Source organism: Aeromonas sp. PS2Canimalfood6, assembly GCF_048276795.1.
Classification (GTDB): domain Bacteria; phylum Pseudomonadota; class Gammaproteobacteria; order Enterobacterales; family Aeromonadaceae; genus Aeromonas; species Aeromonas caviae.
Window position 1 is genome coordinate 85,831 of record NZ_JBLUXC010000001.1, and the last position, 23,222, is coordinate 109,052.

21 protein-coding genes and 1 tRNA gene are annotated in these 23,222 nt (G+C 63.3%); 9 read left to right on the forward strand and 13 right to left on the reverse strand.

The features are described 5' to 3' along the window. Window positions 1–24: 24 nt before the first annotated feature. The 5 genes from potA to ACNPAA_RS00420 all read left to right on the forward strand — a co-directional run bounded on the left by potA (window position 25) and on the right by ACNPAA_RS00420 (window position 3,911). A complete protein-coding gene (gene potA / locus ACNPAA_RS00400; protein WP_010676056.1) occupies window positions 25–1,179 on the forward strand; it encodes a polyamine ABC transporter ATP-binding protein in 1,155 nt (384 codons plus the stop codon). Next, the gene (locus ACNPAA_RS00405) at window positions 1,176–2,081 is read left to right on the forward strand and encodes an ABC transporter permease subunit (RefSeq protein ID WP_010676055.1); all 906 of its coding nucleotides are present in this window, start codon (window positions 1,176–1,178) and stop codon (window positions 2,079–2,081) included. The genes potA and ACNPAA_RS00405 overlap by 4 nt, the downstream gene beginning before the upstream one ends. Then, complete coding sequence (locus tag ACNPAA_RS00410; protein WP_010676054.1) at window positions 2,078–2,920, forward strand: ABC transporter permease subunit; 843 nt, start codon at window positions 2,078–2,080, stop codon at window positions 2,918–2,920. The genes ACNPAA_RS00405 and ACNPAA_RS00410 overlap by 4 nt, the downstream gene beginning before the upstream one ends. A 48-nt stretch (window positions 2,921–2,968) precedes the next feature. After that, on the forward strand, window positions 2,969–3,694 hold the full coding sequence (locus ACNPAA_RS00415) for an MOSC domain-containing protein (protein ID WP_109111940.1): 726 nt from the start codon (window positions 2,969–2,971) through the stop codon (window positions 3,692–3,694). A gap of 140 nt (window positions 3,695–3,834) precedes the next feature. After that, window positions 3,835–3,911, forward strand: a tRNA-Pro gene (locus ACNPAA_RS00420). Between the two features lie 235 nt (window positions 3,912–4,146). Here ACNPAA_RS00420 and ACNPAA_RS00425 read toward each other — a convergent pair. Continuing rightward, complete coding sequence (locus ACNPAA_RS00425) at window positions 4,147–4,674, reverse strand: hypothetical protein (RefSeq protein WP_043153443.1); 528 nt, start codon at window positions 4,672–4,674, stop codon at window positions 4,147–4,149. Between the two features lie 123 nt (window positions 4,675–4,797). Beyond that, on the reverse strand, window positions 4,798–5,262 hold the full coding sequence (locus tag ACNPAA_RS00430; protein ID WP_069784940.1) for a thioesterase family protein: 465 nt from the start codon (window positions 5,260–5,262) through the stop codon (window positions 4,798–4,800). 131 nt (window positions 5,263–5,393) lie between these two features. Between ACNPAA_RS00430 and recQ the strand changes: the two genes are divergently transcribed. Next, window positions 5,394–7,229: an ATP-dependent DNA helicase RecQ gene (gene recQ, locus ACNPAA_RS00435; protein WP_069784941.1), complete on the forward strand. Its 1,836-nt coding sequence runs from the start codon at window positions 5,394–5,396 to the stop codon at window positions 7,227–7,229. Between the two features lie 99 nt (window positions 7,230–7,328). Here the strand turns inward: recQ and ACNPAA_RS00440 are convergent, their stop codons facing one another. Next, window positions 7,329–7,631, reverse strand: coding sequence for a c-type cytochrome (locus ACNPAA_RS00440; RefSeq protein ID WP_041211966.1), 303 nt, complete (start codon window positions 7,629–7,631; stop codon window positions 7,329–7,331). Window positions 7,632–7,735: 104 nt separating this feature from the next. Here ACNPAA_RS00440 and ACNPAA_RS00445 point away from each other — a divergent pair, with 104 nt between their 5' ends. The 3 genes from ACNPAA_RS00445 (at window position 7,736) to ACNPAA_RS00455 (ending at window position 10,280) form a co-directional block, all read left to right on the forward strand. After that, a complete protein-coding gene (locus ACNPAA_RS00445; protein ID WP_069784942.1) occupies window positions 7,736–9,163 on the forward strand; it encodes a protein adenylyltransferase SelO in 1,428 nt (475 codons plus the stop codon). A 10-nt stretch (window positions 9,164–9,173) separates the two neighbouring features. Beyond that, on the forward strand, window positions 9,174–9,461 hold the full coding sequence (locus ACNPAA_RS00450) for a DUF3630 family protein (RefSeq protein WP_041211964.1): 288 nt from the start codon (window positions 9,174–9,176) through the stop codon (window positions 9,459–9,461). Window positions 9,462–9,605: 144 nt separating this feature from the next. Next, on the forward strand, window positions 9,606–10,280 hold the full coding sequence (locus tag ACNPAA_RS00455; protein ID WP_010676046.1) for a 7-cyano-7-deazaguanine/7-aminomethyl-7-deazaguanine transporter: 675 nt from the start codon (window positions 9,606–9,608) through the stop codon (window positions 10,278–10,280). 271 nt (window positions 10,281–10,551) lie between these two features. Here the strand turns inward: ACNPAA_RS00455 and rraA are convergent, their stop codons facing one another. From rraA to hlyD, 10 genes are all read right to left on the reverse strand, one after another. After that, entirely contained in the window at window positions 10,552–11,037 is a 486-nt protein-coding gene (gene rraA, locus ACNPAA_RS00460) for a ribonuclease E activity regulator RraA (RefSeq protein WP_010676045.1), read from the reverse strand. Between the two features lie 154 nt (window positions 11,038–11,191). Next, window positions 11,192–12,616: a magnesium transporter gene (gene mgtE / locus ACNPAA_RS00465; protein WP_043153452.1), complete on the reverse strand. Its 1,425-nt coding sequence runs from the start codon at window positions 12,614–12,616 to the stop codon at window positions 11,192–11,194. 132 nt (window positions 12,617–12,748) lie between these two features. Next, window positions 12,749–14,155: a siroheme synthase CysG gene (gene cysG, locus ACNPAA_RS00470; protein WP_043153455.1), complete on the reverse strand. Its 1,407-nt coding sequence runs from the start codon at window positions 14,153–14,155 to the stop codon at window positions 12,749–12,751. Window positions 14,156–14,167: 12 nt separating this feature from the next. After that, complete coding sequence (gene nirC / locus ACNPAA_RS00475) at window positions 14,168–14,980, reverse strand: nitrite transporter NirC (protein ID WP_417891496.1); 813 nt, start codon at window positions 14,978–14,980, stop codon at window positions 14,168–14,170. Window positions 14,981–15,116: 136 nt separating this feature from the next. Further along, the gene (gene nirD / locus ACNPAA_RS00480) at window positions 15,117–15,434 is read right to left on the reverse strand and encodes a nitrite reductase small subunit NirD (protein ID WP_043153488.1); all 318 of its coding nucleotides are present in this window, start codon (window positions 15,432–15,434) and stop codon (window positions 15,117–15,119) included. Further along, complete coding sequence (gene nirB, locus ACNPAA_RS00485) at window positions 15,434–17,980, reverse strand: nitrite reductase large subunit NirB (protein ID WP_417891497.1); 2,547 nt, start codon at window positions 17,978–17,980, stop codon at window positions 15,434–15,436. The genes nirD and nirB overlap by 1 nt, the downstream gene beginning before the upstream one ends. Window positions 17,981–18,276: 296 nt before the next feature. Continuing rightward, window positions 18,277–19,365: an ABC transporter permease gene (locus tag ACNPAA_RS00490; RefSeq protein ID WP_161470389.1), complete on the reverse strand. Its 1,089-nt coding sequence runs from the start codon at window positions 19,363–19,365 to the stop codon at window positions 18,277–18,279. Window positions 19,366–19,368: 3 nt separating this feature from the next. After that, window positions 19,369–20,478: an ABC transporter permease gene (locus tag ACNPAA_RS00495; RefSeq protein WP_043153466.1), complete on the reverse strand. Its 1,110-nt coding sequence runs from the start codon at window positions 20,476–20,478 to the stop codon at window positions 19,369–19,371. Then, window positions 20,475–22,244 (reverse strand): ATP-binding cassette domain-containing protein, encoded by a 1,770-nt coding sequence (locus tag ACNPAA_RS00500; protein ID WP_417891498.1) that lies wholly within the window; start codon window positions 22,242–22,244, stop codon window positions 20,475–20,477. Before ACNPAA_RS00500 ends, ACNPAA_RS00495 begins: the two co-directional genes overlap by 4 nt. Further along, a complete protein-coding gene (gene hlyD, locus ACNPAA_RS00505; RefSeq protein ID WP_043153471.1) occupies window positions 22,241–23,209 on the reverse strand; it encodes a secretion protein HlyD in 969 nt (322 codons plus the stop codon). Before hlyD ends, ACNPAA_RS00500 begins: the two co-directional genes overlap by 4 nt. Between the last annotated feature and the right edge of the window lie 13 nt (window positions 23,210–23,222).

Below are 23,222 nucleotides of genomic sequence, written 5' to 3' on the forward strand. Positions count from 1 at the left end.
GGAATCACCTTTGGGAGTTTGGTAATGGCGATAGCCTCCAGTGCCTACAAGAAAGCCCTCGAGGGCAGCCAGCAGCGTAAAGAAGTGCTGGTCAAAATAGACAGGGTAAGCAAGCAGTTCGACGAAACGCTGGCGGTCGACAACGTGTCTCTCAACATCCACAAGGGCGAGATCTTCGCCCTGCTGGGTGGGTCCGGCTCCGGCAAGTCCACCTTGTTGCGGATGCTGGCCGGGTTCGAGCGACCCACGGAAGGACGGCTGTTCCTCGACGGCGTCGACATTACCGACATGCCGCCCTATGAACGCCCCATCAACATGATGTTCCAGTCCTACGCCCTGTTCCCCCACATGACGGTGGCCCAGAACATCGCCTTCGGCCTCAAGCAGGATGGCCTGCCCAAGGCGGAGATTGATGCCCGGGTGGAAGAGATGCTCAAGCTGGTGCAGATGACCCAGTACGCCCGCCGCAAGCCGCACCAGCTCTCCGGTGGTCAGCGTCAGCGGGTGGCCCTGGCTCGTTCCCTGGCCAAGCGTCCCAAGCTGCTGCTGCTGGACGAGCCCATGGGGGCGCTGGACAAGAAGCTGCGCTCCACCATGCAGCTCGAGCTGGTCGAGATCATCGAGCGGGTCGGCGTGACCTGCGTCATGGTGACCCACGATCAGGAAGAAGCCATGACCATGGCCGAGCGGATCGCCATCATGCACCTCGGTTGCATCGAGCAGATCGGCAGCCCGATGGACATCTACGAGACCCCGGCCAGCCGGCTGGTGTGCGAGTTCATCGGCAACGTCAACCTGTTTGACGGCCTGCTGGTGGAGGATGAGCAGGACCACGCCATCATCGCCTGTGCGGATCTGGAGCAGCCCATCTATGTGGGTCACGGCATCAGCTCTCGGGCGGAGAACAAGAAGGTCACCTATGCCCTGCGTCCGGAAAAACTGCTGATGAGCCTGCAAAAGCCGGAAGAGATCGAGCATCCGGACTTCAACTGGACCAAGGGCGAGGTTTATGACATCGCCTATCTGGGCGGCCATTCCGTGTATCACATCCAGTTGCCCTCGGGCAAAATCGTTCAGGCTTTCATCGCCAATGCCGAACGCCACGGCAAACGGCCGACCTGGGATGACCAGGTGTTCCTCTACTGGGAAGATGACAGCGGCGTGGTGCTGCAATCATGAAGGCATTGAGACGACTCAAACAGGTGGGAGGGCGGCAGCTGGTCATCGGCATCCCCTTCTTCTGGCTGTTCCTCTTCTTCCTGCTGCCCTTCATCATCGTCGTGAAGATCAGCTTCGCCGAAGCGGACGTGGCCATCCCGCCCTACACGGACGTGGTGAGCTGGGCAGACAATCAGCTCACCATACTGCTCAACCTGGGCAACTACCTGCTGCTGCAGGAGGATGAGCTCTACATCGCGGCTTATCTGGGGTCCCTCAAGATAGCCCTGGTCAGCACCCTGCTCTGCCTGTTGATCGGTTATCCCATGGCTTACGCCATTTCGCGGGCCAACAAGGAGACCCAGACCGTTCTGCTGCTGCTCATCATGATGCCGACCTGGACGGCGATCCTGATCCGGGTCTACGCCTGGATGGGGATCCTCAGCAACAACGGCCTGCTCAACAGTGTCCTGCTGGGCATCGGGGTGATCGACGAACCGCTGCAGATCCTCAATACCAACCTGGCGGTCTATATCGGCATCGTTTACTCCTACCTGCCGTTCATGGTGCTGCCGCTCTACGCCAACCTGGTCAAGCACGACCAGAGCCTGCTGGAGGCGGCCTCCGACCTGGGTGCCCGCAACCTGACCCGGTTCTGGCAGATCACGGTGCCACTCTCCAAGAACGGCATCATCGCCGGTTGCATGCTGGTCTTCATCCCGGTGGTGGGCGAGTTCGTCATCCCCGAGATGCTGGGTGGTCCGGAGACCCTGATGATCGGCAAGGTGTTGTGGCAGGAGTTCTTCAACAACCGTGACTGGCCGGTGGCCTCCGCCCTGGCGGTGGTGATGCTGGCGGTGCTGATCATTCCCATCATCCTGTTCAACCGCAACCAGGCCAAAGAGCTGGAGGGCAAGGCATGAGACGTTTCGGTTTTGCCAAGCTGATGCTGTGGCTGGGGCTGCTGTTCATCTACCTGCCCATGATCATCATGGTCATCTACTCCTTCAACGCCTCCAAGCTGGTGACGGTGTGGGGGGGCTGGTCGCTCAAGTGGTACTTCGGCCTGCTCGACAACAAACAGTTGATCGGGTCCGTGTTCCGCTCCCTGGAGATCGCCTTCTACACCGCCATCGCGGCGGTGGCGCTAGGGACGGTGGCGGCCTTCGTGCTGACCCGGATCCCTCACTTCCGTGGCCGGACCCTGTTCGGCGGCATGGTGACGGCGCCGCTGGTGATGCCTGAGGTGATCACCGGTCTCTCCCTGCTGCTGCTGTTCGTGGCCATGGCCCAGCTGGTGGGTTGGCCCGCGGAGCGGGGCATGCTGACCATCTGGATAGCACATACCACCTTCTGTACCGCCTATGTGGCGATCGTGGTGTCGGCGCGGCTGCGGGAGCTGGATCTCTCCATCGAGGAGGCGGCCATGGACCTGGGTGCCAAGCCCTGGAAGGTGTTCTTCCTGATCACCATCCCGATGATAGCCCCGTCGCTGGCGGCGGGTGGCATGATGTCGTTCGCCCTGTCGCTGGATGATCTGGTGCTGGCGAGCTTCGTCTCCGGCCCGGGTTCGACCACCTTGCCGATGGAAGTGTTCTCGGCGGTGCGCCTCGGCGTGAAGCCCGAGATCAACGCCATCGCGAGCCTGATCCTGCTGTCGGTATCCCTGTTCACCTTCGGTAGCTGGTATCTGATGGCCCGGGCGGAGAAACGCCGCCGTGCCGAAATCGCCATGACCACCCAGATGCAGGCAGTTGCCTGACCTGCCCCGTGATAAGATCCGCATTCCCCCATCCGTCAGGAGAATGGAATGCGGATCTCCCTCTTCATCGGCCAGAGCGCCGAACTGAACCCAGAGCAGGCCCCCGGCCTCATCAGTGCCATCCACAAGCAGCCTGCCGACGCCCCTCTGTGGTGCGATTTCCTCGGCCTTCGCGGGGATGAGCAGAGCGACAGACGCCATCATGGCGGCCCGGATCGGGCCCTGCACCATTACCCTGCGGAGCACTACGCCTGGTGGAAAACCTGGCAAACCGCGCTGGGGCTGCCTGTACCACGCACACCCTGGCAGCCTGCCGCCTTTGGCGAGAATCTCTCTGGTTCGGGGCTGACGGAGGCGCAGGCCTGCATCGGCGATGTCTATCGACTTGGGGAGGCGCTGATCCAGATAAGCCAGCCCAGATCCCCCTGTTTCAAGCTCAACCAGCGCTTTGGCTATGGCCAGCTCTCCCAGGTGATGCAGCTGAGTGGTCGCTGTGGCTGGCTGCTGCGGGTGCTGGAAGAGGGAAGGGTGGATCCGCAGGGGGAGCTGACACTGGTGGACAGACCCTACCCTGAGCTGACGGTGAAGCGCACCGCCGACATCCTGTTCAACCAGGCTCGCAACGAGGAAGACCTGCAACTGCTGCTGGAGAACCCGGCGCTCTCTCCCAACTGGCGCCAGCATGCGGCCCATTGGCTTGAACATGGTGTGGTGGCGGATTGGAGCCGGCGTTTGCTGGGGCCGACCGAGTTCAGGTTGCCTCGACAGGACTGAAGGCAGGCGGAAAGATACCTTGTGGCGATTTTTGCTGCGACTCGCTGAATTATTGAGCGTAAAGCCATTTTTTTAGAGTGAATGCAAAAAAAGGCTTGTGTCGGGTCGGGGCTTTCGGTAAATTCTCGCCCCGCAGACATCGGTGTGTAGCGCAGCTTGGTAGCGCACTTCGTTCGGGACGAAGGGGTCGGAGGTTCGAATCCTCTCACACCGACCACATTTGAAAAGGCCGCTCAATGAGCGGCCTTTTCGCATTTGGTTTGTTGAAGCAAAGCTGACATTTCCATTGTCGATTGCTTCTACTGCTCCGATCTCCCTCATCTGCCCAACTAAAAGGGCCACCGCTCGGTGGCCCCACTGGTGGAGTCTGATCCTGACTCCGGCACTCTAGATTGTGACAATCTCGTTATGGGTCTTGTCGATGGTGCCCTCCTTGCGCCCCAGGCGCTCATTCAGATATGCCAGTGTTGATGCCGCAATGCCTTGAAACCGTGTTGGGTTTGCAGGGCCGCATGCTTGGGGTACTCACTAATGAAATGTGCTATTCCCTCCATCAGTTGTAAACGCAGCGAAGACACGGGCTCATGCCAGGCTTGCAGGCAGAGATGACCAGGGATCAGCTGCTCTCGATACGCTTCCAGCAGCGATTCCGGCCAGGGCTCGATATGGGAATCGTGACGCAGTAAATAGTGGGCGGCGGGTTCACGGGCATAGATGAACTGAACTTGGGCCAGGTCGCGTTGGCTTAGCGTTTGGCTGCCGATATGGCAAGTCAGATATTTCCCCGTCTTCAGATTCAGGAAGTGACCGCGTTGCCGACAGGCAATGATGCGATACCAGGGCAGGGGTGAACAGAGAGAATACCCCTCCAGCTCCTGTTCCAACCAGTGACGGCACTCTGGGGTCTGCACTTCTTCGCGCATGGCCTCAAGTCGTGTCAGCAAGGCTCTGGATGGTTGGGTAGCCAGTATCGCGCTCATCGTCTGCAATCCTCCCTCTGCACAGAATCCCGACTTTCAGTATGGACCCTGAGCGGAGGAGGGGGTAAGAATTCTAATGATTAAAATCAGCTTAGACGCGCACTTTTTATGCAATAAAAACCATTAGCCGACGAGGTAGGTGCCCGTGCCGAAGGCGATGTGGGTGCCCTCTTCGTTGTGCAGCTCCATGCGGGCGACCGCTACCTTGCTGCCTGCCCGGATGATGTGGGCGGTGGCGATGAACTCGTTGCCGCGACCGGGACGAAGATAGTCCACCCGCAGATCGATGGTGCCAAGCCGCGAGAAGCGCTCCTTGAGATAGCTGGGGGAGAAGTCCTCCAGCTCGTCGATGCAGGAGGCGGCGACTATCATGCCGCCCGCCACATCGAGCAGGCTGGCGGTGACGCCGCCGTGCAGTATGTTGTGGAAAGGGTTGCCGATGAGCTTCTGTTCCATCTTGATGCGCAACTCCACCTTGTCGAAGTCGTAGTGGGTGACTTGCATGCCGATCAGCTTGTTGAAGGGCATCCTCTCGGCGAACAGGTTGGCTATGCCACTGAGCGCCATCTTCTTGAGCATCTGTTTCATTCCTTCAGTCCGCCCTTTCATCAAAGCCGAGTAAAAACTCCAGCCAGTCTGCAACACTTCCTTAACACTCGCAATGGCAGGTTTATTGTGGGCGGCGGCTGCTTTAGAATGGCGACCCCAAAGGAGAGCCCATGACCGTCATTGCCGAAACCCTGCCTGACCCTCAGCCAGAGAATCCCCTTGCCCTGTTGCAGGCGGTGTTTGGCTATCAGCAGTTTCGGCCGGGCCAGCTCGAGATCATCGAGCAGATAGTGGCGGGGCGCGATGCCCTGGTGCTCAAACCCACCGGCGGCGGCAAGTCGCTTTGCTACCAGATCCCGGCGCTGCTGCGACCCGGGCTCGGTGTGGTGGTCTCCCCCCTCATCTCGCTGATGAAGGATCAGGTCGACACCCTGCGCGCCAACGGCGTGGCGGCGGTCTACATCAACTCGGCACTGAGCCGGGAAGAGATGATCCAGAACTTCGCCGCCATGCGCCGGGGCGAGATCAAGCTGGTTTATGTTTCCCCCGAGCGTTTGCTGCAGCACGAGTTCATGGACCGGTTGGCGGAGCTGCCCCTCGGCCTGTTCGCCATCGACGAGGCCCACTGCGTCTCCCAGTGGGGGCACGATTTTCGGCCGGAATACGCGGCGCTGGGACGGCTCAAGCAGTGGTTCCCCCAGGTGCCGGTGGTAGCGCTCACCGCCACCGCCGACGAGGCGACCCGCTGCGACATGCTGCACCGGCTGGAACTGAACGATCCCTTCATCCACACCGCCAGCTTCGATCGGCCCAATATCCGCTACAGCCTGGTGGAAAAGTTCAAGGCGGCGGAGCAGCTGCTGCGCTACGTGCAGAGCCAGAAGGGCAACTGCGGCATCGTCTACTGCTCCAGCCGCAATCGGGTGGAGGAGGTGGCCGAGCGGCTATCCCGTCACGGCTGCAAGGCGGCACCCTATCATGCCGGTCTGCCGCTGGAGCTGCGTCAGCAGACCCAGGAGGCCTTCCTCAAGGATGACATCGAGATCGTGGTGGCGACGGTGGCGTTCGGCATGGGCATCGACAAGCCCAACGTGCGCTTCGTGGTGCACTACGACATTCCGAAGAACATCGAATCCTACTATCAGGAAACCGGCCGTGCCGGGCGCGACGGCACCCCGGCCGAGGCGCTGCTGCTCTACGATCCCGCCGACATCGGTCGGGTTCGCCGGCTGCTCGACAACATCGAAAACCCACAGCAGTTGCAGGTGGAGCAGTACAAGCTCAACGTGATGGCGGCCTTCGCCGAGGCGCAGACTTGCCGCCGTCAGGTGCTGCTCAACTACTTCGGCGAGTACAACGACAAGCCGTGCGGCAACTGCGACATCTGCCTCGATCCGCCCCAGAGTTATGACGGCACCGAAGATGCCCAGAAGGCGCTCTCCTGCGTCTGGCGGGTGGGACAGAATTTCGGGGTGGGTTATGTGGTGGAGGTGCTGCGCGGATCGCTGAACCAGCGCATCAAGGATCACGGTCACGACAAGCTGTCGACCTACGGCATCGGCAAGGATCAGAGCCACGAATACTGGATGAGCGTCATCCGCCAGCTGATCCACAAGGGGTTGCTGACCCAGAACATCACCCGCAATCTGGTGTTGCAGCTGACCGAAGCGGCTCGACCCGTGCTGCGTGGCGAGATGAAGCTTGAACTGGCAGTCCCCCGCCTGCAGCCCATCTCCAGTCGCAAGGAGAAGCGCAACGGCCTGCTCGACAACGCCAACTATGACAAGCGGCTGTTCAAGGAGCTGCGCGCCCTGCGCAAGCAGATCGCCGAGGATGAAGAGGTGCCGCCCTATGTGGTGTTCAACGACGCCACCCTGGTGGAGATGGCACAGCTCATGCCGATGACCGAGGAGGAAATGCTGGCGGTCAACGGTGTCGGTCACCGCAAGCTGGAGCGCTTCGGTGAGGCCTTTATGGACCTGATCATCGACTACTGCCGCCGGTAGGGTCGGCCCTGGTAGACCTTGTCATCGACCGCAGCAGGCCCAGGCCGGTAGGCTGGCACAACACACAGTGAAAAGGCGCCCGTTGATCGGCGCCATGCATTATTTGAGGTTGGCGTAATAGGCCGCCAGATTCTCCATGTCCGCCTCGGTCAGCATCGCCATGAAGGGAACCATCAGCGGCTCGGTACGGGAACCCTCCTTGAACGCTTTCATCTGCTTGAGCAAATAGGCCTGGTTCTGGCCCGCGAGGTGGGGGTAGGTCGGGACGCTCGCCTTGCCATCCGCGCCATGACAGGCGGCACAGACCACGGATTTGGCCTTGCCTGCGTCTATGTCGGCCGCCTTGGCCTGATGGCCCCAGGCAAGCGCCAGCAGGGGCAGGGTATAGACCCACTTTTGCATCGTCTTCTCCTTGAAATGAATAATCGTGATCGCCTGTTAGCCTCGACGAGCCGACGGCGGTATAAAGAGTGACACGAGCATACGCAGGGACAACCCCCATCACCATGAAGTTGATCAACACTTTTGCCACCGAACTCCCCTGGGCTTGCGAGCCTGTTGCCCCGCAGCCGCTGCATGGCCCCAGATTGCTGCATCTGAACCGTGCGCTGCTTGGGGAGCTGGGGCTCGGGGAGGTGAGCGAGGCGCAGTGGCTCGCTTGTTGCGGCCAGGGGCAGCCCCTGCCGGGCATGCAGCCGGTGGCTCAGGTCTATGCGGGCCACCAGTTCGGCGGCTACAGCCCGCGTCTCGGGGATGGCCGCGCCCTGCTGCTGGGGGAGCAGCTGGCGCCTGATGGCAGCCGCTGGGACCTGCACCTCAAAGGGGCGGGCAAGACGCCATTCTCCCGCTTCGGCGACGGCCGTGCCGTGCTGCGATCCAGCATTCGCGAGTACCTGGCTTCCGAGGCGCTGCATGCCCTCGGCATTCCCACCACCCGGGCTCTGGTGCTGCTGGGCAGTGACGAGCCTGTCTACCGGGAGCAGGTGGAGAGCGGGGCGACCGTGCTGCGCACCGCGCCGAGCCATCTGCGCTTCGGTCATTTCGAGTATTTCGCCTGGAGCGGGCAGGGGGAGAAGATCCCGGCCCTCATCGACTATGTGCGGCGTTACCACTTCCCCGAGCTGGCCGATGGCGCCGAGCTGTTTGCCGAAGTAGTGCGCCGCACCGCGCGGCTCATCGCCAAGTGGCAGGCGGCGGGGTTCTGTCACGGGGTGATGAACACCGACAACATGTCCCTGCTCGGGCTGACCCTGGATTACGGCCCCTACGGTTTCATCGACGCTTATGTGCCGGACTTCGTCTGCAACCACTCGGATCCGGATGGTCGCTATGCGCTGGATCAGCAGCCTGCGGTCGGATACTGGAACCTGCAGAAGCTGGCACAGGCGCTGGCCGGCCATGTGGATGGCGACGCGCTCGCGTCGGCCCTGGCCCAGTACGAGCACCAGCTGATGTTGCACTACTCCGAGCTGATGCGCGCCAAGCTGGGGCTGGCGGTGTGGGAAGAGGAGGATCCGGCGCTGTTCCGCGAGTTGTTCCGGCTGCTGGCGGCGCACAAGGTGGATTACCACCTCTTCCTGCGACGTCTCGGTGAGGTGACGCGAGAGGGAGCGTGGCCCGCCAGCCTGCTGGCCCTGTTGCCGGATCCTGCCGTCTGGCAGGGGTGGCTTGAGGTCTATCGGGCACGCCTCGCCCGGGAAGGGAGCGAGGATGGCGTGCGCAAGGGGCAGATGGATGCAGTCAATCCCAAGTATGTGCTGCGCAACGCGCTGGCCCAGCAGGTGATCGAGGCGGCAGAGCAGGGCGACATGGCGCCGTTCGAGCGGCTGTTTGCGGCCCTGCAGCATCCCTATGATGAGCAACCGGCATACGAGGATCTCGCCACTCCGCATCCGGGCTGGTATTGCGGGGGCGAGCTCTCGTGCAGCAGTTGAGGAACCACAGATGAACTGGCGTATCACGCAGACAGACAGGGAAGCCGGGGTGGTGATGCTGACCTGCCCGGGCCTTGACTGGGACAGCTTCCCGACTCTGGCCGAGGCCCTGTTGCAGGAGTGGGAGCTGGCGGCCCTCGAGCGGGAGTGGGGGGCGGATCGCCACAGCTGGCTGCTGGAGTTTGAAGGCAGCCGCTTTCGGCTCGAGTACGAGCATTACAGCGGCTGCTGGCTGGCGGCGGTGCAGCCGGACGACGCGGAGGCGCTGCTCTGGCTGGCTCGGCAGTCCCGGGAGTGAGCTTGGCGTGCGATGCGAGTCAATCCCTTGAGATAACCACATAAAGATTGAACTATCAATTTTGGGGCGTATAATCTCGCCCCTTGATTATCGCCATGGTGGCGATATGGGTTCCCTAACCCCATTAACCAAAAAGGTCACAATATGAACCTGACTCCGGCTCAGTACCAGACGGCACTGATGCGTCTCTCGTTGTTCCACATCCTGATCATTGCCAGCAGCAACTACTTGGTGCAGCTGCCGATCACCATCTTTGGCTTCCACACCACCTGGGGTGCCTTCAGCTTCCCGTTCATTTTCCTGGCCACCGATCTGACGGTGCGGATCTTCGGCGCAGGCCTGGCGCGCAAGATCATCCAGACCGTGATGCTGCCGGCATTGACCGTGTCCTACGTGCTCTCGGTGCTCTTTTTCGAAGGGAGCTTCCAGGGGGTGGGCAATCTGGCCGAGTTCAATCTCTTTGTTGCCCGGATCGCGTTAGCCAGCTTTATGGCCTATCTGGTGGGCCAGTTCATGGACGTGGTGGTGTTCAACCGCCTGCGCCTGCTGAAAGCCTGGTGGGTGGCACCGGCGGCCTCCACCCTGTTCGGCAATCTGGTGGATACCATCGCCTTCTTCAGCATCGCCTTCTGGCGCAGCACGGATCCCTTCATGGCCGAGCACTGGGTCGAGATCGCGACCGTGGATTACGTATTCAAATTGCTGATAAGTCTGGGGTTGTTTGTGCCGCTTTACGGTGTGCTGCTGCGCTATCTCAGCCGCAAGCTGGTGGGGGAGGCCGGATTGGCTGGCCTGCAAGCTGCTACGCGACAAGCCTGATGAGATTGACTACCCCCATGGGTGGTCAATTTTTTTGCGATCTTCGCAAATAAGGCTTGCACAGTTAAATGAGAATGATTATTGTTAACTTGTTTTCCGGGAAAGACTTCATTTGTTCCAACGTGATGGACTTCTTGTGAAGGCACGACATTGCTCACATTGCTTCCAGTTAAGGGGCCAGTAGTTTACTGGCCCTCTTTTTTTGCGTCTTTTCCGCCATCAGCGGGCATAAAAAATGGGAGCCAGGGCTCCCATTTTCACTCAGCGCTGTTTACTCGATGTCGAGGGCATCGGGGGAGAGGATCACCCCAGTGGTATCGGCATAGAGGTGGTCATCCGGCAGGAAGGTGACGCCGCCGAAGTTGACCGGCAGATCGGTTTCCCCGATATCCTTGCTGTCGGCGCCCACCGGAATGGCCGCCAGGGCCTGAATGCCGATGTCGAGATCTTCCAGGATATCGACCTCACGGACGCAACCGTAGCAGACGATCCCTTCCCACTCATTTTCCGCCGCCGTGGTGGCGATCTCGCTGTCGATCAGGGCACGACGCATGGAGCCGCCACCGTCGATCAACAGCACGCGACCAACGCCGTTCTCCTTGACCAGTTCACGGATAAGACCGTTCGATTCGAAGCACTTGACCGTGGTGATGACGCCGCCGAAAGAGGCGCGGCCGCCGAAGGAGCAGAGCATGGGTTCGAGCACATCCACCATGTCCTGATAGATGTCGCACAGTTCTGAAGTGTTGTATTCCATTGTGTCAGATCCACCGCTGGAAACAGGTGGATCCAGTATAAGGAGTGGGGTTGGCATTTCAACGACTATTCCTTGCCCAGTGGCGTGAAATGCCGTTTTTGCGCGAAAGCGGCCCCGTGTCATGGCAGGAGCCGCAGACGGTCAGCCTTGGGCCCTAGAGCAGGAACAGGGTCGCCAGCCCCAGGAAGATGAAGAAGCCGCCGGTGTCGGTGATGGCGGTGATCATCACGCTGGCCCCCACCGCCGGGTCGCGCCCCAGCCGACTCATGGTCATGGGGATGATGACCCCCATCAGCGCCGCCACCAGCAGGTTGAGGATCATGGCGAGCGTCATCACGCCTCCCAGCGCCGCATCCTGATAGAGTAGGAAGGTGGCGATGCCCATGATGCCGCCCCACACCAGGCCGTTGATCAGGGCCACCCCCAGCTCGCGCCACAGCAGGAAGGAGACGTTGCCGGTCTGGATATGCTGCAGCGCCAGCGCCCGCACTATCATGGTGATGGTCTGGTTGCCGGTGTTGCCGCCGATCCCCGCGACGATGGGCATCAGCGCCGCCAGCGCCACCAGCTGGGAGATGGTGTGCTCGAACAGGCCGATCACCCGCGATGCAACGAAGGCGGTGCAGAGGTTGATGGCGAGCCAGGCCCAGCGGGTCTTGACCGCCTTGGAGACGGGGGCGAAGACGTCTTCTTCCTCGCTGATCCCCCCCATGCGGCGCAGGTCGGTGTCGCTCTCCTCATAGACCAGGTCCACCACCTCGGCGACGGTGAGCCGGCCCATCAGCTTGCCCCTTGCATCCACCACGGCGGCGGAGACCAGGTCGTCCCGCTCGAAGGTGCGGGCGGCGGCCTCGTCGTTGTCTTCCGGATCGAAGGTGACCGGATCCTTCTCCATCGCGTCGCTCACCAGGGTCTCGGGCTTGTGCAGCAGCACGGCGGTGAGGGGCAGCTCCCCCTGCAGCCGGTTGCGCCGATCGGTGACGAACAGCTTGTCGGTGTTGGCGGGGATCTGGCCGCGCAGGCGCAGATAGCGCTGGACGGTGGCCAGGGTCACGTCGGGCCGCACCGTGATGAGCTCGAAGTCCATCATGGCGCCGACCGTGTGCTTGCCGTAGCGGATCACCTCCCGCACCTTGTCCCTGTCCACCGGCGCCATGGAGGTGAGCAGCCGCCCCATCAGGTTGCGGGGAAGGTGCTGGCCCAGGTAGATCTGGTCGTCGATGTCGAGGGTGCTCAGGGCGTGCAGCAGCTCCTTGTCGCTCATGCCGCTGATGAGGCTGTCCCACACCGTCTCCGACGCTTCCACCAGGATCTGGCCGTGCTTGTCTGCATCCACCTGCTGCCACAGCACGTGGCGCTCGTCCGGCGGCAGGGATTCCAGCGCATCGGCGATATCGGCGGCGGGCAGGCTGTTGACCAGCCGGGTCAGCTCGCTGGTCTGGTCCCGAAGCGCTGCGTCCTGCTCCCCTTGCGGGTCGAGCAGGCTCTCGGTGAGGGCATCATCAGCCAGCAGCAGCGTGAGGATGCGGGCTCTGTCGTGTTCACGCTGTTTGGCGCTGTTCTTGGGGGGGAGGGACATGAAGCAGAATTCCTGAATTCGGTGATCCGGCGGACAGTCCCCATAGGATACCAGACTCAAAACAAGAGGTTATGACAGTAAATGCAGAAAAAGAAACGCCACCCGAGGGTGGCGTTGGAATGGATGCAGCGATCAGGCCGAAGCCAGGGCCGCGTCTGTGGCGCCTCCTTGCCCGAACCAGGCGAGCTGGTCCGCTAGGGTCACCACAGATCCCACCATGATGAGGGCCGGGCTCTCGACCCCCACAGCCAGCGCGGGCAACTGATCGAGGGTACCGCGAATGACCCGCTGGCTTGGCTGGGTGCCGCGCTCGATTAGCGCCACCGGGGTGTGGCCCGCCTTGCCGTGGGCCAGCAGTTGCTCGCGGATGGTGGCGCAGGATGAGAGCCCCATATAGAACACCAGCGTCTGTTTGTCCTTGGCCAGCAGCGGCCAGTCGAGATCCCGGGCGCCCCCCTTGCCGTGGGCGGTGACGAAGCGGACGCTCTGGGCGTGGTCGCGGTGGGTCAGCGGAATACCGGCGTAGGCCGCGCAGCCGCTGGCAGCGGTGATCCCCGGCACCACCTGAAAACCGATGCCGCTGCCGACCAGCGTCTCCAGCTCCTCGCCACCACGGCCGAAGATAAAGGGGTCACCCCCCTTCAGCCGCACCACCCGCTGGCCCTTCTTCGCCTCTTCCAGCAAGAGCTGGTTGATCCCCTCCTGCGGTACGCAGTGGTTGCCCGCCTGCTTGCCGACGAAGATGCGCTTGGCGTCGCGGCGCACCAGTGCCATCACCTCGTCCGAGACCAGCCGGTCATAGACCACCACGTCGGCCTGCTGCATCTGGCGCAGGGCGTGCAGGGTGAGCAGACCCGGATCGCCGGGGCCAGCCCCCACCAGCACCACTTCGCCACCGGTCTGGCTTTCATCGGCAAACAGGTTGTCGGCCAGCTGATTGGCAGAGGCGCTATCGCCCCGTGCCAGCGCCTGACCGAGCCGATCCGCCCCGAGCAGCCGTTCCCAGAAGCGGCGCCGCTCGCCCATGTTGGCGAAGCGGGCCTTGACCCGCTCCCGCAGGCTGCCGGCGAAGGCCGCGACGGCACCCAGATGCTGCGGCAGCAGGGCTTCGAGTTTTTCCCGCAGCAAGCGGGCCAGCACCGGGGCCTTGCCGCCGGAGGAGATGGCCACCATCAGCGGCGAGCGGTCGATGATCGACGGCATGATGAAGCTGGAGCGTTTCGGGTCATCCACCACGTTGGCAAAGATCCGCGCCTGATTGGCGCTCTGGTAGACCAGGGCATTCACCTCGCGCCGATCGGTGGCGGCCACCACCAGCCACTTGCCCGCCAGTTGCTGCGGCGCGAATTCACCGGCCAGCCACTCGATGCTCCCGTTGGCAGCCAGCTCCGCCAGCTCTGGGTCGAGATCGGGCGCGACCACGGTGAGCTGGGCACCGGCATCCAGCAGCAGGCGCGCCTTGCGCTCCGCCACCTCGCCGCCGCCGACCAGCAGCACGGGTTTGTTGTCGAGTCGGCAAAAGATGGGCAAGTAGTCCATGGGGCCTCCTGATCAGGCGGTTCGGGTCTGGCTGGCGGTGCTGGTGGTCTCGCTCACCGCGACCGGGCGCTCAGCCTTGGGAGTGGCATACCAGTAGCCGAGGCCCATGAAGAGGGCACCGGAGACGGTGTTGCCCAGGGTCACCCACAGCAGGTTGTGGCCGATGCCGCCCAGGGTGTAGGCCTCGGAATGGGCACCGAACCAGGAGAGGGCGAACAGGGTCATGTTGGCGATGGAGTGCTCGTAGCCGGAGGCGATAAAGGCCAGCAGACACCACCAGATGGCGATGAACTTGGCGGCCCCTTCGGTGCGCAGCGCCATCCAGATGGCGAGGCAGACCAGCCAGTTGCACAGCACGCCCTTCATGAACAGGGTCAAGGCAGGTGCCTGGGTCTTGGCCAGCGCCACCTTGTGGGCCAGACTGCCCGCATCCGGTAGCAGGCTGCCGCCGTAGGAGTAGATGAGCGCCACCACAATGGAGCCAATCAGGTTGCCGGCCCAGGTCTGCGGCAGGATACGCAGCAGGTCGGCCATGGTGATCTTGCCCGTCTTCACCCCGAAGGTGAGGAACATGGTGTGGCCGGTGAACAGCTCGGAGCCGGCGATGACAACTAAGGTCAGGGCGATGCCGAAGGTGGCCCACATCACCAGCGGACGGATGGCGGGATCCACCAGGTTGCCCAGGGTGAAGATGAGGATGATGCCAAGGCCAACATAGGCCCCCGCCATGGCCGAGCTGAGCCAGAAGCCGAGCTTGTCGCTGCGCTCGAAGCGATTGATGCGGGCCGCGTTGGCGGCGCACTTGTTGATGGTTTCGGTATACATCTTTGTTTCCTTCAAGAGGGCCGCCCGCGGGCAGCCCTGACTGTTTTTTAACCCCCTCCCTGCCTCCCCCTTGTCAAGGGGGAGGGGCTTTTTGCTCCCTCCCCTGTGAAGGGGAGGGCCGGGGTGGGATCTGGTGTTAGACGGCGACCCAGACCTGCTGGTCGCGCACTTCAACGGGGTAGCTCTGCACCGACATGACGGGGTTGTCGAAACAGTGGCCGTCGCTCAGGCGAAAGCGCTGCTTCTTGAGCGGGCTGGCGACCCAGAGCTCGCCGTCGTGCTCGCAGATCAGGCCCCGCGACAGCACGTTGGCGGCGAAGAAGGGGTCCCGGTTGTCGATGGCGAACACCTCGGCCGCCGCGCTCGGGCGGAACAGGGCGATCTGGCGACCTTCGATCAGGGCGCAAACCCCGGTGCCTGGGAAAATGTCATTGAGTTGGCAGGCTAATTTCATCATTTGGTCTCCACCTCGATCTGGTAGACGGGGATGCGCTCGGCCGGGGTCGCCGGTCGGTGCTGGTCGCGTTCGCTGACGAACTGGACGTCCGGATCGCGCTTGTCGCTGTTGATGAAGTGGCTGAAACGCTTGAGCGCTTCCTCTTCGTTGAGGGTGCGCGACCATTCGCACTCGTAGCTGTCGATGAGGGTCTGGATATCGCGTTCCAGCGTCTCGGCCAGCCCCAGCTTGTCATCGACGATCACCTCGCGCAGATAGTCGACGCCCCCTTCCAGGTTGCCGAGCCAGACCGAGGTGCGCTGCAGTTTGTCGGCGCTGGTGACGTAAAACATCATAAAGCGGTCGATCAGCTTGATCAGGGTCTCGCGGTCGAGGTCAGACGCCAGCAGATCGGCGTGGCGCGGTTTCATGCCGCCGTTGCCGCCTACATAGAGGTTCCAGCCCGCGTCGGTGGCGATGATGCCGACATCCTTGCCCTGTGCTTCCGCACATTCACGGGTGCAGCCGGAGACGCCGAACTTCATCTTGTGGGGGGTACGAATGCCCTTGTAGCGGTTCTCGAGGAAGACCCCGAGGCCGACGCTGTCCTGCACGCCGAAGCGGCACCAGGTGCTGCCGACGCAGGTCTTGGCCATGCGCAGCGCCTTGGCGTAGGCCTGACCGGTCTCGAAACCCGCCGCCAGCAGCTTGCGCCAGATGGCGGGCAGATCATCCTTCTGGGCCCCGAACAGGCCGATGCGCTGGGCGCCGGTGATCTTGGTGTAGAGCTTGTAGTCGCGGGCCACTTCGGCCACCGCCAGCAAGCCTTCCGGGGTCACCTCACCACCGGCCATGCGCGGGATGACGGAGTAGCTGCCGTCCTTCTGCATGTTGCCGAGGAAGATGTCGTTGGTGTCCTGCAGCGGGGTGTTGAGCGGGCTCAGCACATAGCCGTTCCAGCAGGAGGCGAGGATGGAGCCGACCGTGGGCTTGCACACCTCGCAGCCATAGCCGTGACCATGCTTGGCCAGCAGCTCGTCGAAGCTCTTGATCCCTTCCACCTTGACCAGATGGAACAGCTCCTGACGGGAGTGGGGGAAGTGGGCGCAGAGGTGGTTGTTGACCTCGATGCCCTGTTTCACCAATTCGGCGTTGAGCACCTGGCTGATGAGGGGCACGCAGCCGCCGCAGCCGGTACCGGCCTTGGTGTGCTGCTTGATGGCGGCCAGGGTGGTGTGGCCCTCGGCCACCGCCTTGGCGATGTCACCCTTGGAGACGTCGAAGCAGGAGCAGATCTGGGCGCTCTCCGGCAGGGCATCCACCCCCAACGTCGGTTTGGCACCGGCGTAGGCGGGCAGGATCAGGGTATCCGGGTGGCTCGGCAGCGGCAGGGCGTTGAGCATCATCTGCAGCAGGTTGCCGTAGTCATCCACGTCACCCACCAGCACGGCGCCAAGCAGGCGGCTGTTGTCTTCGCTCACCACGATCTTCTTGTAGACGCCGGCCTGATCATCCTGGAACACATAGCTGTGGCTGCCCGGGGTGCGGCCGTGGGCATCACCGATGGAGCCGACGGAGACGCCGAGCAGCTTGAGCTTGGCGCTCATGTCTGCCCCTTCGAAGCGGCTGTCGCCGCCGAGCAGATGGTCGACGGTGATCTGGGCCATCTTGTAGCCCGGTGCCACCAGCCCGAAGAAGCGGCCCTGCCAGGCGGCGCACTCGCCGATGGCATAGATGTCGGGGTCGGAGGTGAGGCAGTGATCGTCGATGACGATGCCGCCACGGTCGGCGATGGCGAGATCACCGTAACGGCCCAGGGTATCTTGCGGGCGAATGCCGGTGGAGAAGACCACCACATCCACTTCCAGCTGGCTGCCGTCGGCAAAGGCGAGGCGGTGTTTCGCCTGCTCGCCGCCATGCATCAGGATCTCGCTGGTGCTCTTGCTGGTGTGTACCTGCACGCCCATGGATTCAATCTTGCGGCGCAGCAGCTGGCCGCCCTGACCGTCGAGCTGCTCGGCCATCAGCACAGGAGCAAACTCCACCACATGGGTCTCGAGACCCAGCGCCTTGAGGGCGCCGGCGGCTTCGAGGCCAAGCAGACCGCCCCCGATCACCACCCCGCTCTTGCCGCTCTTGGCGGCGCTGCGGATGGCTTTCAGATCCTCGATGGTGCGATAGACGAAGCACTCGTGGTGCTGACTGCCCGCAATGGGCGGCACCCAGGGGTAGGAGCCGGTGGCCAGCACCAGCTTGTCGTACTCGACCACTGTGCCCTTGTTGGAATGCACTTCGCGGTTGGCCCTGTCGATTTTTTTCACCGCTTCGCCGAGCAGCAGGCGGATGCCGTGCTTGTCGTAGAAGCCGGGTTTGACGAGGGAGAGATCTTCGCTGGTGTGATGGGAGAAGTAGGAGGAGAGATGGACACGATCGTAGGCGGGACGGGGTTCTGCACCGAAGACGGTGATCTCGTAGCGGCCCGGATCGGCCCGCTCGATCAGCTCTTCGATGAAGCGGTGCCCCACCATGCCGTTGCCCACAACGACCAGTCTGACTTTGCTCATAGTTGCCTCAAGTTTGGAGTAATAAAACATCATTCTGGGGCTAGGCTACCCAGTCGGCAGGGGTGGGCGATTGATGCAAATCAAGTGTCTATTTATATATCTCCTCAGGGGTAATTCGAGAAAATTCAGTACTATACAAAAATAGGTATACCAGTTAATGATTTCTGCGTTAGCTCGGGGTGAGGGATGGTGGAGGGTAAGCCCGGTTTACCAACTGCCGGGGAGTGAAAACTTATGTCGGAAAAAGGCCGGTCTCGCACAGGGCGAGACCGGCATCAGCTGAACAAGGTGGCGCGTCAGGCAATATGGCGGCGGAACATGGCGAGCGCCAGCGACAGGGTGACGCCGGCGATGGCGAGCAGCGGCCAGAGCAGGGGCCAGGCGGCCGACCAGTCGAACCCCTTGAGGAAGACCCCCTTGAGCAGCACGATGAAGTGGGTGAGGGGGTCGATGGCCGCCAGCCACTGGAACACCTGGGGCATGTTCTCCACCGGCGAGATATAGCCCGAGAGGATCACCGCCGGGACGGTGAAGGAGAAGACCCCGAGAAAGGCCTGCTGCTGGGTCGAGCAGAACGACGAGATGAAGAGCCCGATCCCGGCCAGTGCCAGCCCGTAGCAGACCATGCCCGCCATCAGCAGGCTGAGGCTGCCGGCAAAGGGGAGGTGAAAGACAAAACGGGCGGCCAGCGCGACTATGCACCCTTGTCCCACCGCCACCATGATGCCGGGCACCGCCTTGCCCGCCATGATCCAGCCTGCGGTGAGGGGGGAGACCAGCAGCTGATCGAAGGTGCCCTCCTCACGCTCCCGCGCGACCGAGAGGGCGGTGACAATCAGGCAGCCGGTGGTGGTGATGATAGCTACCAGTGCAGGCAGGATATGCCAGTGGAACTCGACGTTGGGGTTGTAGAGGTTGCGTACCGCCAGCTCGGGTTGCCCCTTGCCCTCACTTTGCCAGCGGGCGATCACCTGACTGATGTAGCCCGCCGCCACCTGACCACCGTTGGAGCGGCGGCCATCGATAATCAGCTGCACCTTGGCCGGTTCGCCCCGCGCCAATCGGCGCGAAAAATCCCCCGGAATAATCAGCCCGAGCAGTGCCTGTTGCCCGGTGATGGCCGCGGTCATGCCCGCCTCGCCTTGCACCGGGATGATGGTGGTGAAGGCGGGCATATGGGTGAGGCGCTCCAGCAGCTCGCGGCTCTGGGCACCGCCATCCTGGTTGTAGATGGCCAGCGTGTTGCCGGTCACCTCCAGAGTGGCGGCGAACGGGAAGAGGGCGGTTTGCAGCAGCACCGGCATGATGAGCAGAAAGCGCCCCTGAGTATTGCCCATCAGGGCCTGCAGCTCTTTTCGGATCAGCCACCAGAGTCGGATCAGCATGGGTTACTCCAGGGTGCGCCGCGTCTTGCGGGCGGTCAGGGCTAGCCAGAAACCCGCCAGCAGCAGCAGACAGAAACCGTTGACCAGCAGGATCGAGAAGACGCTGCCCGCCTGATAGAGGGTCTGCAGGGAGCTCGCGAAGTAGCGGGCCGGAATGAGGTGGGTGATGGCCCGAAGCCAAGGCGGCATGCTGGCGATCTCGAACACGAAGCCCGACAGCATCACGGCGGGCAAAAAGGCGGCGATCAGCGCCGCCTGCGCGGCATTGAACTGGCTGCGCATCACGGTAGAGAGGAACAGCCCGAGCCCGAGGGCGCTGCCGAGAAAGACGCTGGTGACCAGAAAGAGCAGCAGCAGGGAGCCGCGCCACGGCACCGCCATCACCGCCACCGAGAAGAGCAGGCAGAGCAGCATGGCGATGATGCCAAGGCCATAGTAGGGCAGCAGCTTGGAGAGCAGCAGCTCCCCCTTGGTGACCGGGGTGGCGAGCAGCGCCTCCATGGTGCCGCGCTCCCACTCCCGCGCCACCACCAGCGAGGTGAGCAGGGCCCCAATGATGGTCATTACCACCGCAATGGAGCCCGGCACCAGAAAGTTGCGGCTCACCAGCGCCGGGTTGAACCAGGCGCTGCTCTCTATCGACACGGGCATGGCGACCCCTTCGCCCGCGAGCCACCCCTGCCAGATCCCCTGCACATAGTTGGTGACGAAGTTGGCGGTGTTGGGCTCGGAGCCGTCGGTCAGCAGCAGCGCCTGTGGCGTGCCATTACCCTGACCGGCCAGCGCGCGGGAGAAGCCGTCGTCGATTACCAGCAGGCCGCGGATCTCGCCACGGGCCAGAGTGGCGAGCAGGGACTCCTTGCTCGGGCCGCTGTGGATCTCCAGCGCGGTAGAGCCGCGCAGGGCCTGCTCCAGCCGCACCGCCGGGGCGCCGCTGTCGGTGCGCCAGATGCCGAGGCGCAGATGGTCCACATCCAGATTGATGGCGTAACCCATTACCACCAGCAGTACCACCGGCATGATGAAGGCGATGAGGATGCTGCTCGGGTCACGGACGATTTGCAGCGTCTCCTTGCGGCAGAGGGCCAGCAGTCGCCGACGGTTGATGCTCATGCTTCCTCCTCGCTGGCCCGCTCGACCAGGGTGATAAAGGCCTCTTCCATTGTTGGCAAAGAACAGGTCGGCAAGGAGCCGGTTGGCAAAGAGGTCGCCGCCTCTTTGGCGGCCAGCCCCTTGAGATCGTCCGGGGTGCCGAGGGCCAGCAGCTTGCCGCGATAGATGAGGGCAATGCGGTCGCAATACTCCGCCTCATCCATAAAGTGGGTGGTGACCAGCACGGTGACGCCGTGGTCGGCCAGCGCGTTGATGTGCGACCAGAACTCGCGCCGGGTCACCGGATCGACCCCGGAGGTGGGCTCGTCGAGGAACAGCAGCGGCGGCTCGTGCAGCAGGGCGCAGGCCAGCGATAAGCGCTGGCGCAGGCCGAGCGGCAGGGATTCCGCCTTCTGATCGAGCCAGGGGGCGAGGGCAAAGGCAGTCACCATGGCATCGATCCGCGTCTGCTGGTGGCGGCCGAACAAGCCGTAGATACCGGCGAAGAAGGAGAGGTTCTGGGCCACGGTGAGCTGCTTGTAGAGGGAGAACTTCTGCGCCATGTAGCCGAGGCGCTGGCGCGCTGCCGAGGGGCTGTGGGCCAGATCGATGCCGGTCACCAGCGCCTGCCCCTCGCTCGGGCGCAGCAGGCCGCACTCCATCTTGAAGGTGGTGGACTTGCCCGCCCCGTTGGGGCCGAGCAGGCCGAAGATCTCGCCGCGGCGCACCGCAAAGCTGACATCATCGGTGGCGGCAAAATCGCCGAAGCGCTTGGTGAGGTGGCGCGCCTCGATCACCGCCTCGGGGGAGACCCCCTGCGGCAGTTCCGCTTCCCGCATCCCCGCCGCCAGACTCGACTCCCCGCCGGGGCCGCCGCCGAGCAGGTCGATAAAGGCATCCTCCAGCCGGGGCTGGGCCGGTTGAAAGGCGCCGTTGGCAAGATGCAGCTCCGGGAGCGGCGGGGGCGTCATGCCCGGGTGCAGCAGCAGGCGAACCCGCTCCCCCGCCACCGCGCCATCCATCACCGCCGGGTGAGCCAGTGCCCGGCGCAGCAGGGCGCGCCGCTCGCGGCCATCCAGTTGCCCCGCCTCCAGCAGCCAGCAGCGGCTGGCCATGGCTCCCATCAGATCGGCCGGGGTGCCGCTGGTGCGCACCTCGCCATCCGCCATCAGCAGCACGTGGTCGCACAGCTCCGCCTCATCGAGATAGGCGGTACTCCAGAGCACCGTCATCCCCCCTTTTGCCAGCTCGCGCACCATCTGCCAGAGGGCGCGGCGGGAGATGGGATCGACTCCGACCCCCGGTTCGTCGAGCAGCAGCACATCCGGGGTGCCGAGCAGGGCGCAGGCCAGCCCGAGTTTCTGCTTCATCCCGCCAGAGAGCTTGCCCGCCGGCCTTGCGGTGAAGCGGGCGAGATCGGTGAAAGCGAGCAGCCGCGCGAAGGTGGGCGTGCGTTCGGGCTCCAGTACGCCGCGCAAGTCAGCGTAGAGGGTGAGGTTCTCCAGCACGCTGAGATCCTCGTAGAGGCCGAACTGCTGGGGCATGTAGCCGAGGCGCTGGCGCAGCAGATCCCCCTCGCTCACCGGATCCAGCCCCAGCACCCGGATGGTGCCCGCTTCGGGGATCAGCAGACCGGCCAGCAGGCGCAGCAAAGTGCTCTTGCCCGCGCCATCGGGGCCAACCAGCCCGGTGATGCCACCGGTCGGAATGGTGGCCGAGATGGCGTTGAGGGCGACCCGCTCGCCAAAGCGTTTGGTGAGTCCCTCAAGGGAGATGGCGCAGCTCATGGCGCCAGCCTGACGGTGACCGGCATCCCCTGGCGCAGGGCCGGGTCGGGGTCCTGCACCACGATGCGCAGCCGGTAGACGAGGTGAGTGCGCAAGTCAGGCGTCTCCACCGATTTCGGGGTGAACTCGGCGGTGGGCGAGACAAATCCCACCACCCCGTGATAGGGCTTGTCCGGCCGCGAGTCGGTGGTGAGGGTGACTTTGGCGCCGCTCGGGAAGTGGCCGAGCCAGGGCTCCTCCACATAGGCGCGCACCCAGACCGGCGCGGTCAGGGAGAGGTTGAAGGCGGTCGCTCCACTCTGGACCATGCTGCCGTTCTCGATGGCGCGACTGATGATGATGCCATCGCTGGGGGCGGTCAGGCTGGCATCCGCCAGCGCCAGTTCGGCACTGGCGAGCGCCGCTTTGGCCCCTTCCAGCTGGGCATCGGACTGGGCGATTTCCTCCGGGCGGTAGCCGGTTTCGAGCTGGGCGAGCTGTTCGCGGGCCGAGCGCACCTGCGCTTGGGTCTGATCCCGCTGGGAGCGGGCAGTATCGAGCTGACCGCGGGAGATGGCGCCGGTGGCGGCCAATGCGCTCTGGCGGCGCCACTGCTGGTCGGCTTCCAGCGCAGCGGCTTCGGCGGCGGCCAGTGCGGCCCGGGCGCGGTCGGTCTCTTCGCTGCGATAGCCTTTGTGGATCAAGGCGTTGGCGGCGGTGAGTGCGGCCAGATTGGCGCGGGCGCTGTCGCGGATGTGGGTGAGGGGAACCGGATCGAGGCGTGCCAGCAGTTGACCGGCTTTTACCCTATCCCCCTCATCGACCAGCACCTGATCGACGCGGCCGCCGACCCGAAAGGCCAGATTGACGTCGCGAATGTCGACATTGCCGTAGAGGATGGAGCCGTCGGCTGGGCGCCCCTGCCACCAGAGGTAGCCGCCGATAACGGTTAGCAGCAGGGCCACGATTGCAATGCGTTGTTTCATGCTGCTTCTCCTT

What these genes read in the sequence shown, in the direction of transcription:
- potA (WP_010676056.1), top strand. Translation starts at nt 25, where the DNA reads ATGGCGATAGCCTCCAGTGCCTACAAGAAAGCCCTCGAGGGCAGCCAG.
- ACNPAA_RS00405 (WP_010676055.1), top strand. Translation starts at nt 1,176, where the DNA reads ATGAAGGCATTGAGACGACTCAAACAGGTGGGAGGGCGGCAGCTGGTC.
- ACNPAA_RS00410 (WP_010676054.1), top strand. Translation starts at nt 2,078, where the DNA reads ATGAGACGTTTCGGTTTTGCCAAGCTGATGCTGTGGCTGGGGCTGCTG.
- ACNPAA_RS00415 (WP_109111940.1), top strand. Translation starts at nt 2,969, where the DNA reads ATGCGGATCTCCCTCTTCATCGGCCAGAGCGCCGAACTGAACCCAGAG.
- ACNPAA_RS00425 (WP_043153443.1), bottom strand. Translation starts at nt 4,674, where the DNA reads ATGAGCGCGATACTGGCTACCCAACCATCCAGAGCCTTGCTGACACGA.
- ACNPAA_RS00430 (WP_069784940.1), bottom strand. Translation starts at nt 5,262, where the DNA reads ATGAAACAGATGCTCAAGAAGATGGCGCTCAGTGGCATAGCCAACCTG.
- recQ (WP_069784941.1), top strand. Translation starts at nt 5,394, where the DNA reads ATGACCGTCATTGCCGAAACCCTGCCTGACCCTCAGCCAGAGAATCCC.
- ACNPAA_RS00440 (WP_041211966.1), bottom strand. Translation starts at nt 7,631, where the DNA reads ATGCAAAAGTGGGTCTATACCCTGCCCCTGCTGGCGCTTGCCTGGGGC.
- ACNPAA_RS00445 (WP_069784942.1), top strand. Translation starts at nt 7,736, where the DNA reads ATGAAGTTGATCAACACTTTTGCCACCGAACTCCCCTGGGCTTGCGAG.
- ACNPAA_RS00450 (WP_041211964.1), top strand. Translation starts at nt 9,174, where the DNA reads ATGAACTGGCGTATCACGCAGACAGACAGGGAAGCCGGGGTGGTGATG.
- ACNPAA_RS00455 (WP_010676046.1), top strand. Translation starts at nt 9,606, where the DNA reads ATGAACCTGACTCCGGCTCAGTACCAGACGGCACTGATGCGTCTCTCG.
- rraA (WP_010676045.1), bottom strand. Translation starts at nt 11,037, where the DNA reads ATGGAATACAACACTTCAGAACTGTGCGACATCTATCAGGACATGGTG.
- mgtE (WP_043153452.1), bottom strand. Translation starts at nt 12,616, where the DNA reads ATGTCCCTCCCCCCCAAGAACAGCGCCAAACAGCGTGAACACGACAGA.
- cysG (WP_043153455.1), bottom strand. Translation starts at nt 14,155, where the DNA reads ATGGACTACTTGCCCATCTTTTGCCGACTCGACAACAAACCCGTGCTG.
- nirC (WP_417891496.1), bottom strand. Translation starts at nt 14,980, where the DNA reads ATGTATACCGAAACCATCAACAAGTGCGCCGCCAACGCGGCCCGCATC.
- nirD (WP_043153488.1), bottom strand. Translation starts at nt 15,434, where the DNA reads ATGAAATTAGCCTGCCAACTCAATGACATTTTCCCAGGCACCGGGGTT.
- nirB (WP_417891497.1), bottom strand. Translation starts at nt 17,980, where the DNA reads ATGAGCAAAGTCAGACTGGTCGTTGTGGGCAACGGCATGGTGGGGCAC.
- ACNPAA_RS00490 (WP_161470389.1), bottom strand. Translation starts at nt 19,365, where the DNA reads ATGCTGATCCGACTCTGGTGGCTGATCCGAAAAGAGCTGCAGGCCCTG.
- ACNPAA_RS00495 (WP_043153466.1), bottom strand. Translation starts at nt 20,478, where the DNA reads ATGAGCATCAACCGTCGGCGACTGCTGGCCCTCTGCCGCAAGGAGACG.
- ACNPAA_RS00500 (WP_417891498.1), bottom strand. Translation starts at nt 22,244, where the DNA reads ATGAGCTGCGCCATCTCCCTTGAGGGACTCACCAAACGCTTTGGCGAG.
- hlyD (WP_043153471.1), bottom strand. Translation starts at nt 23,209, where the DNA reads ATGAAACAACGCATTGCAATCGTGGCCCTGCTGCTAACCGTTATCGGC.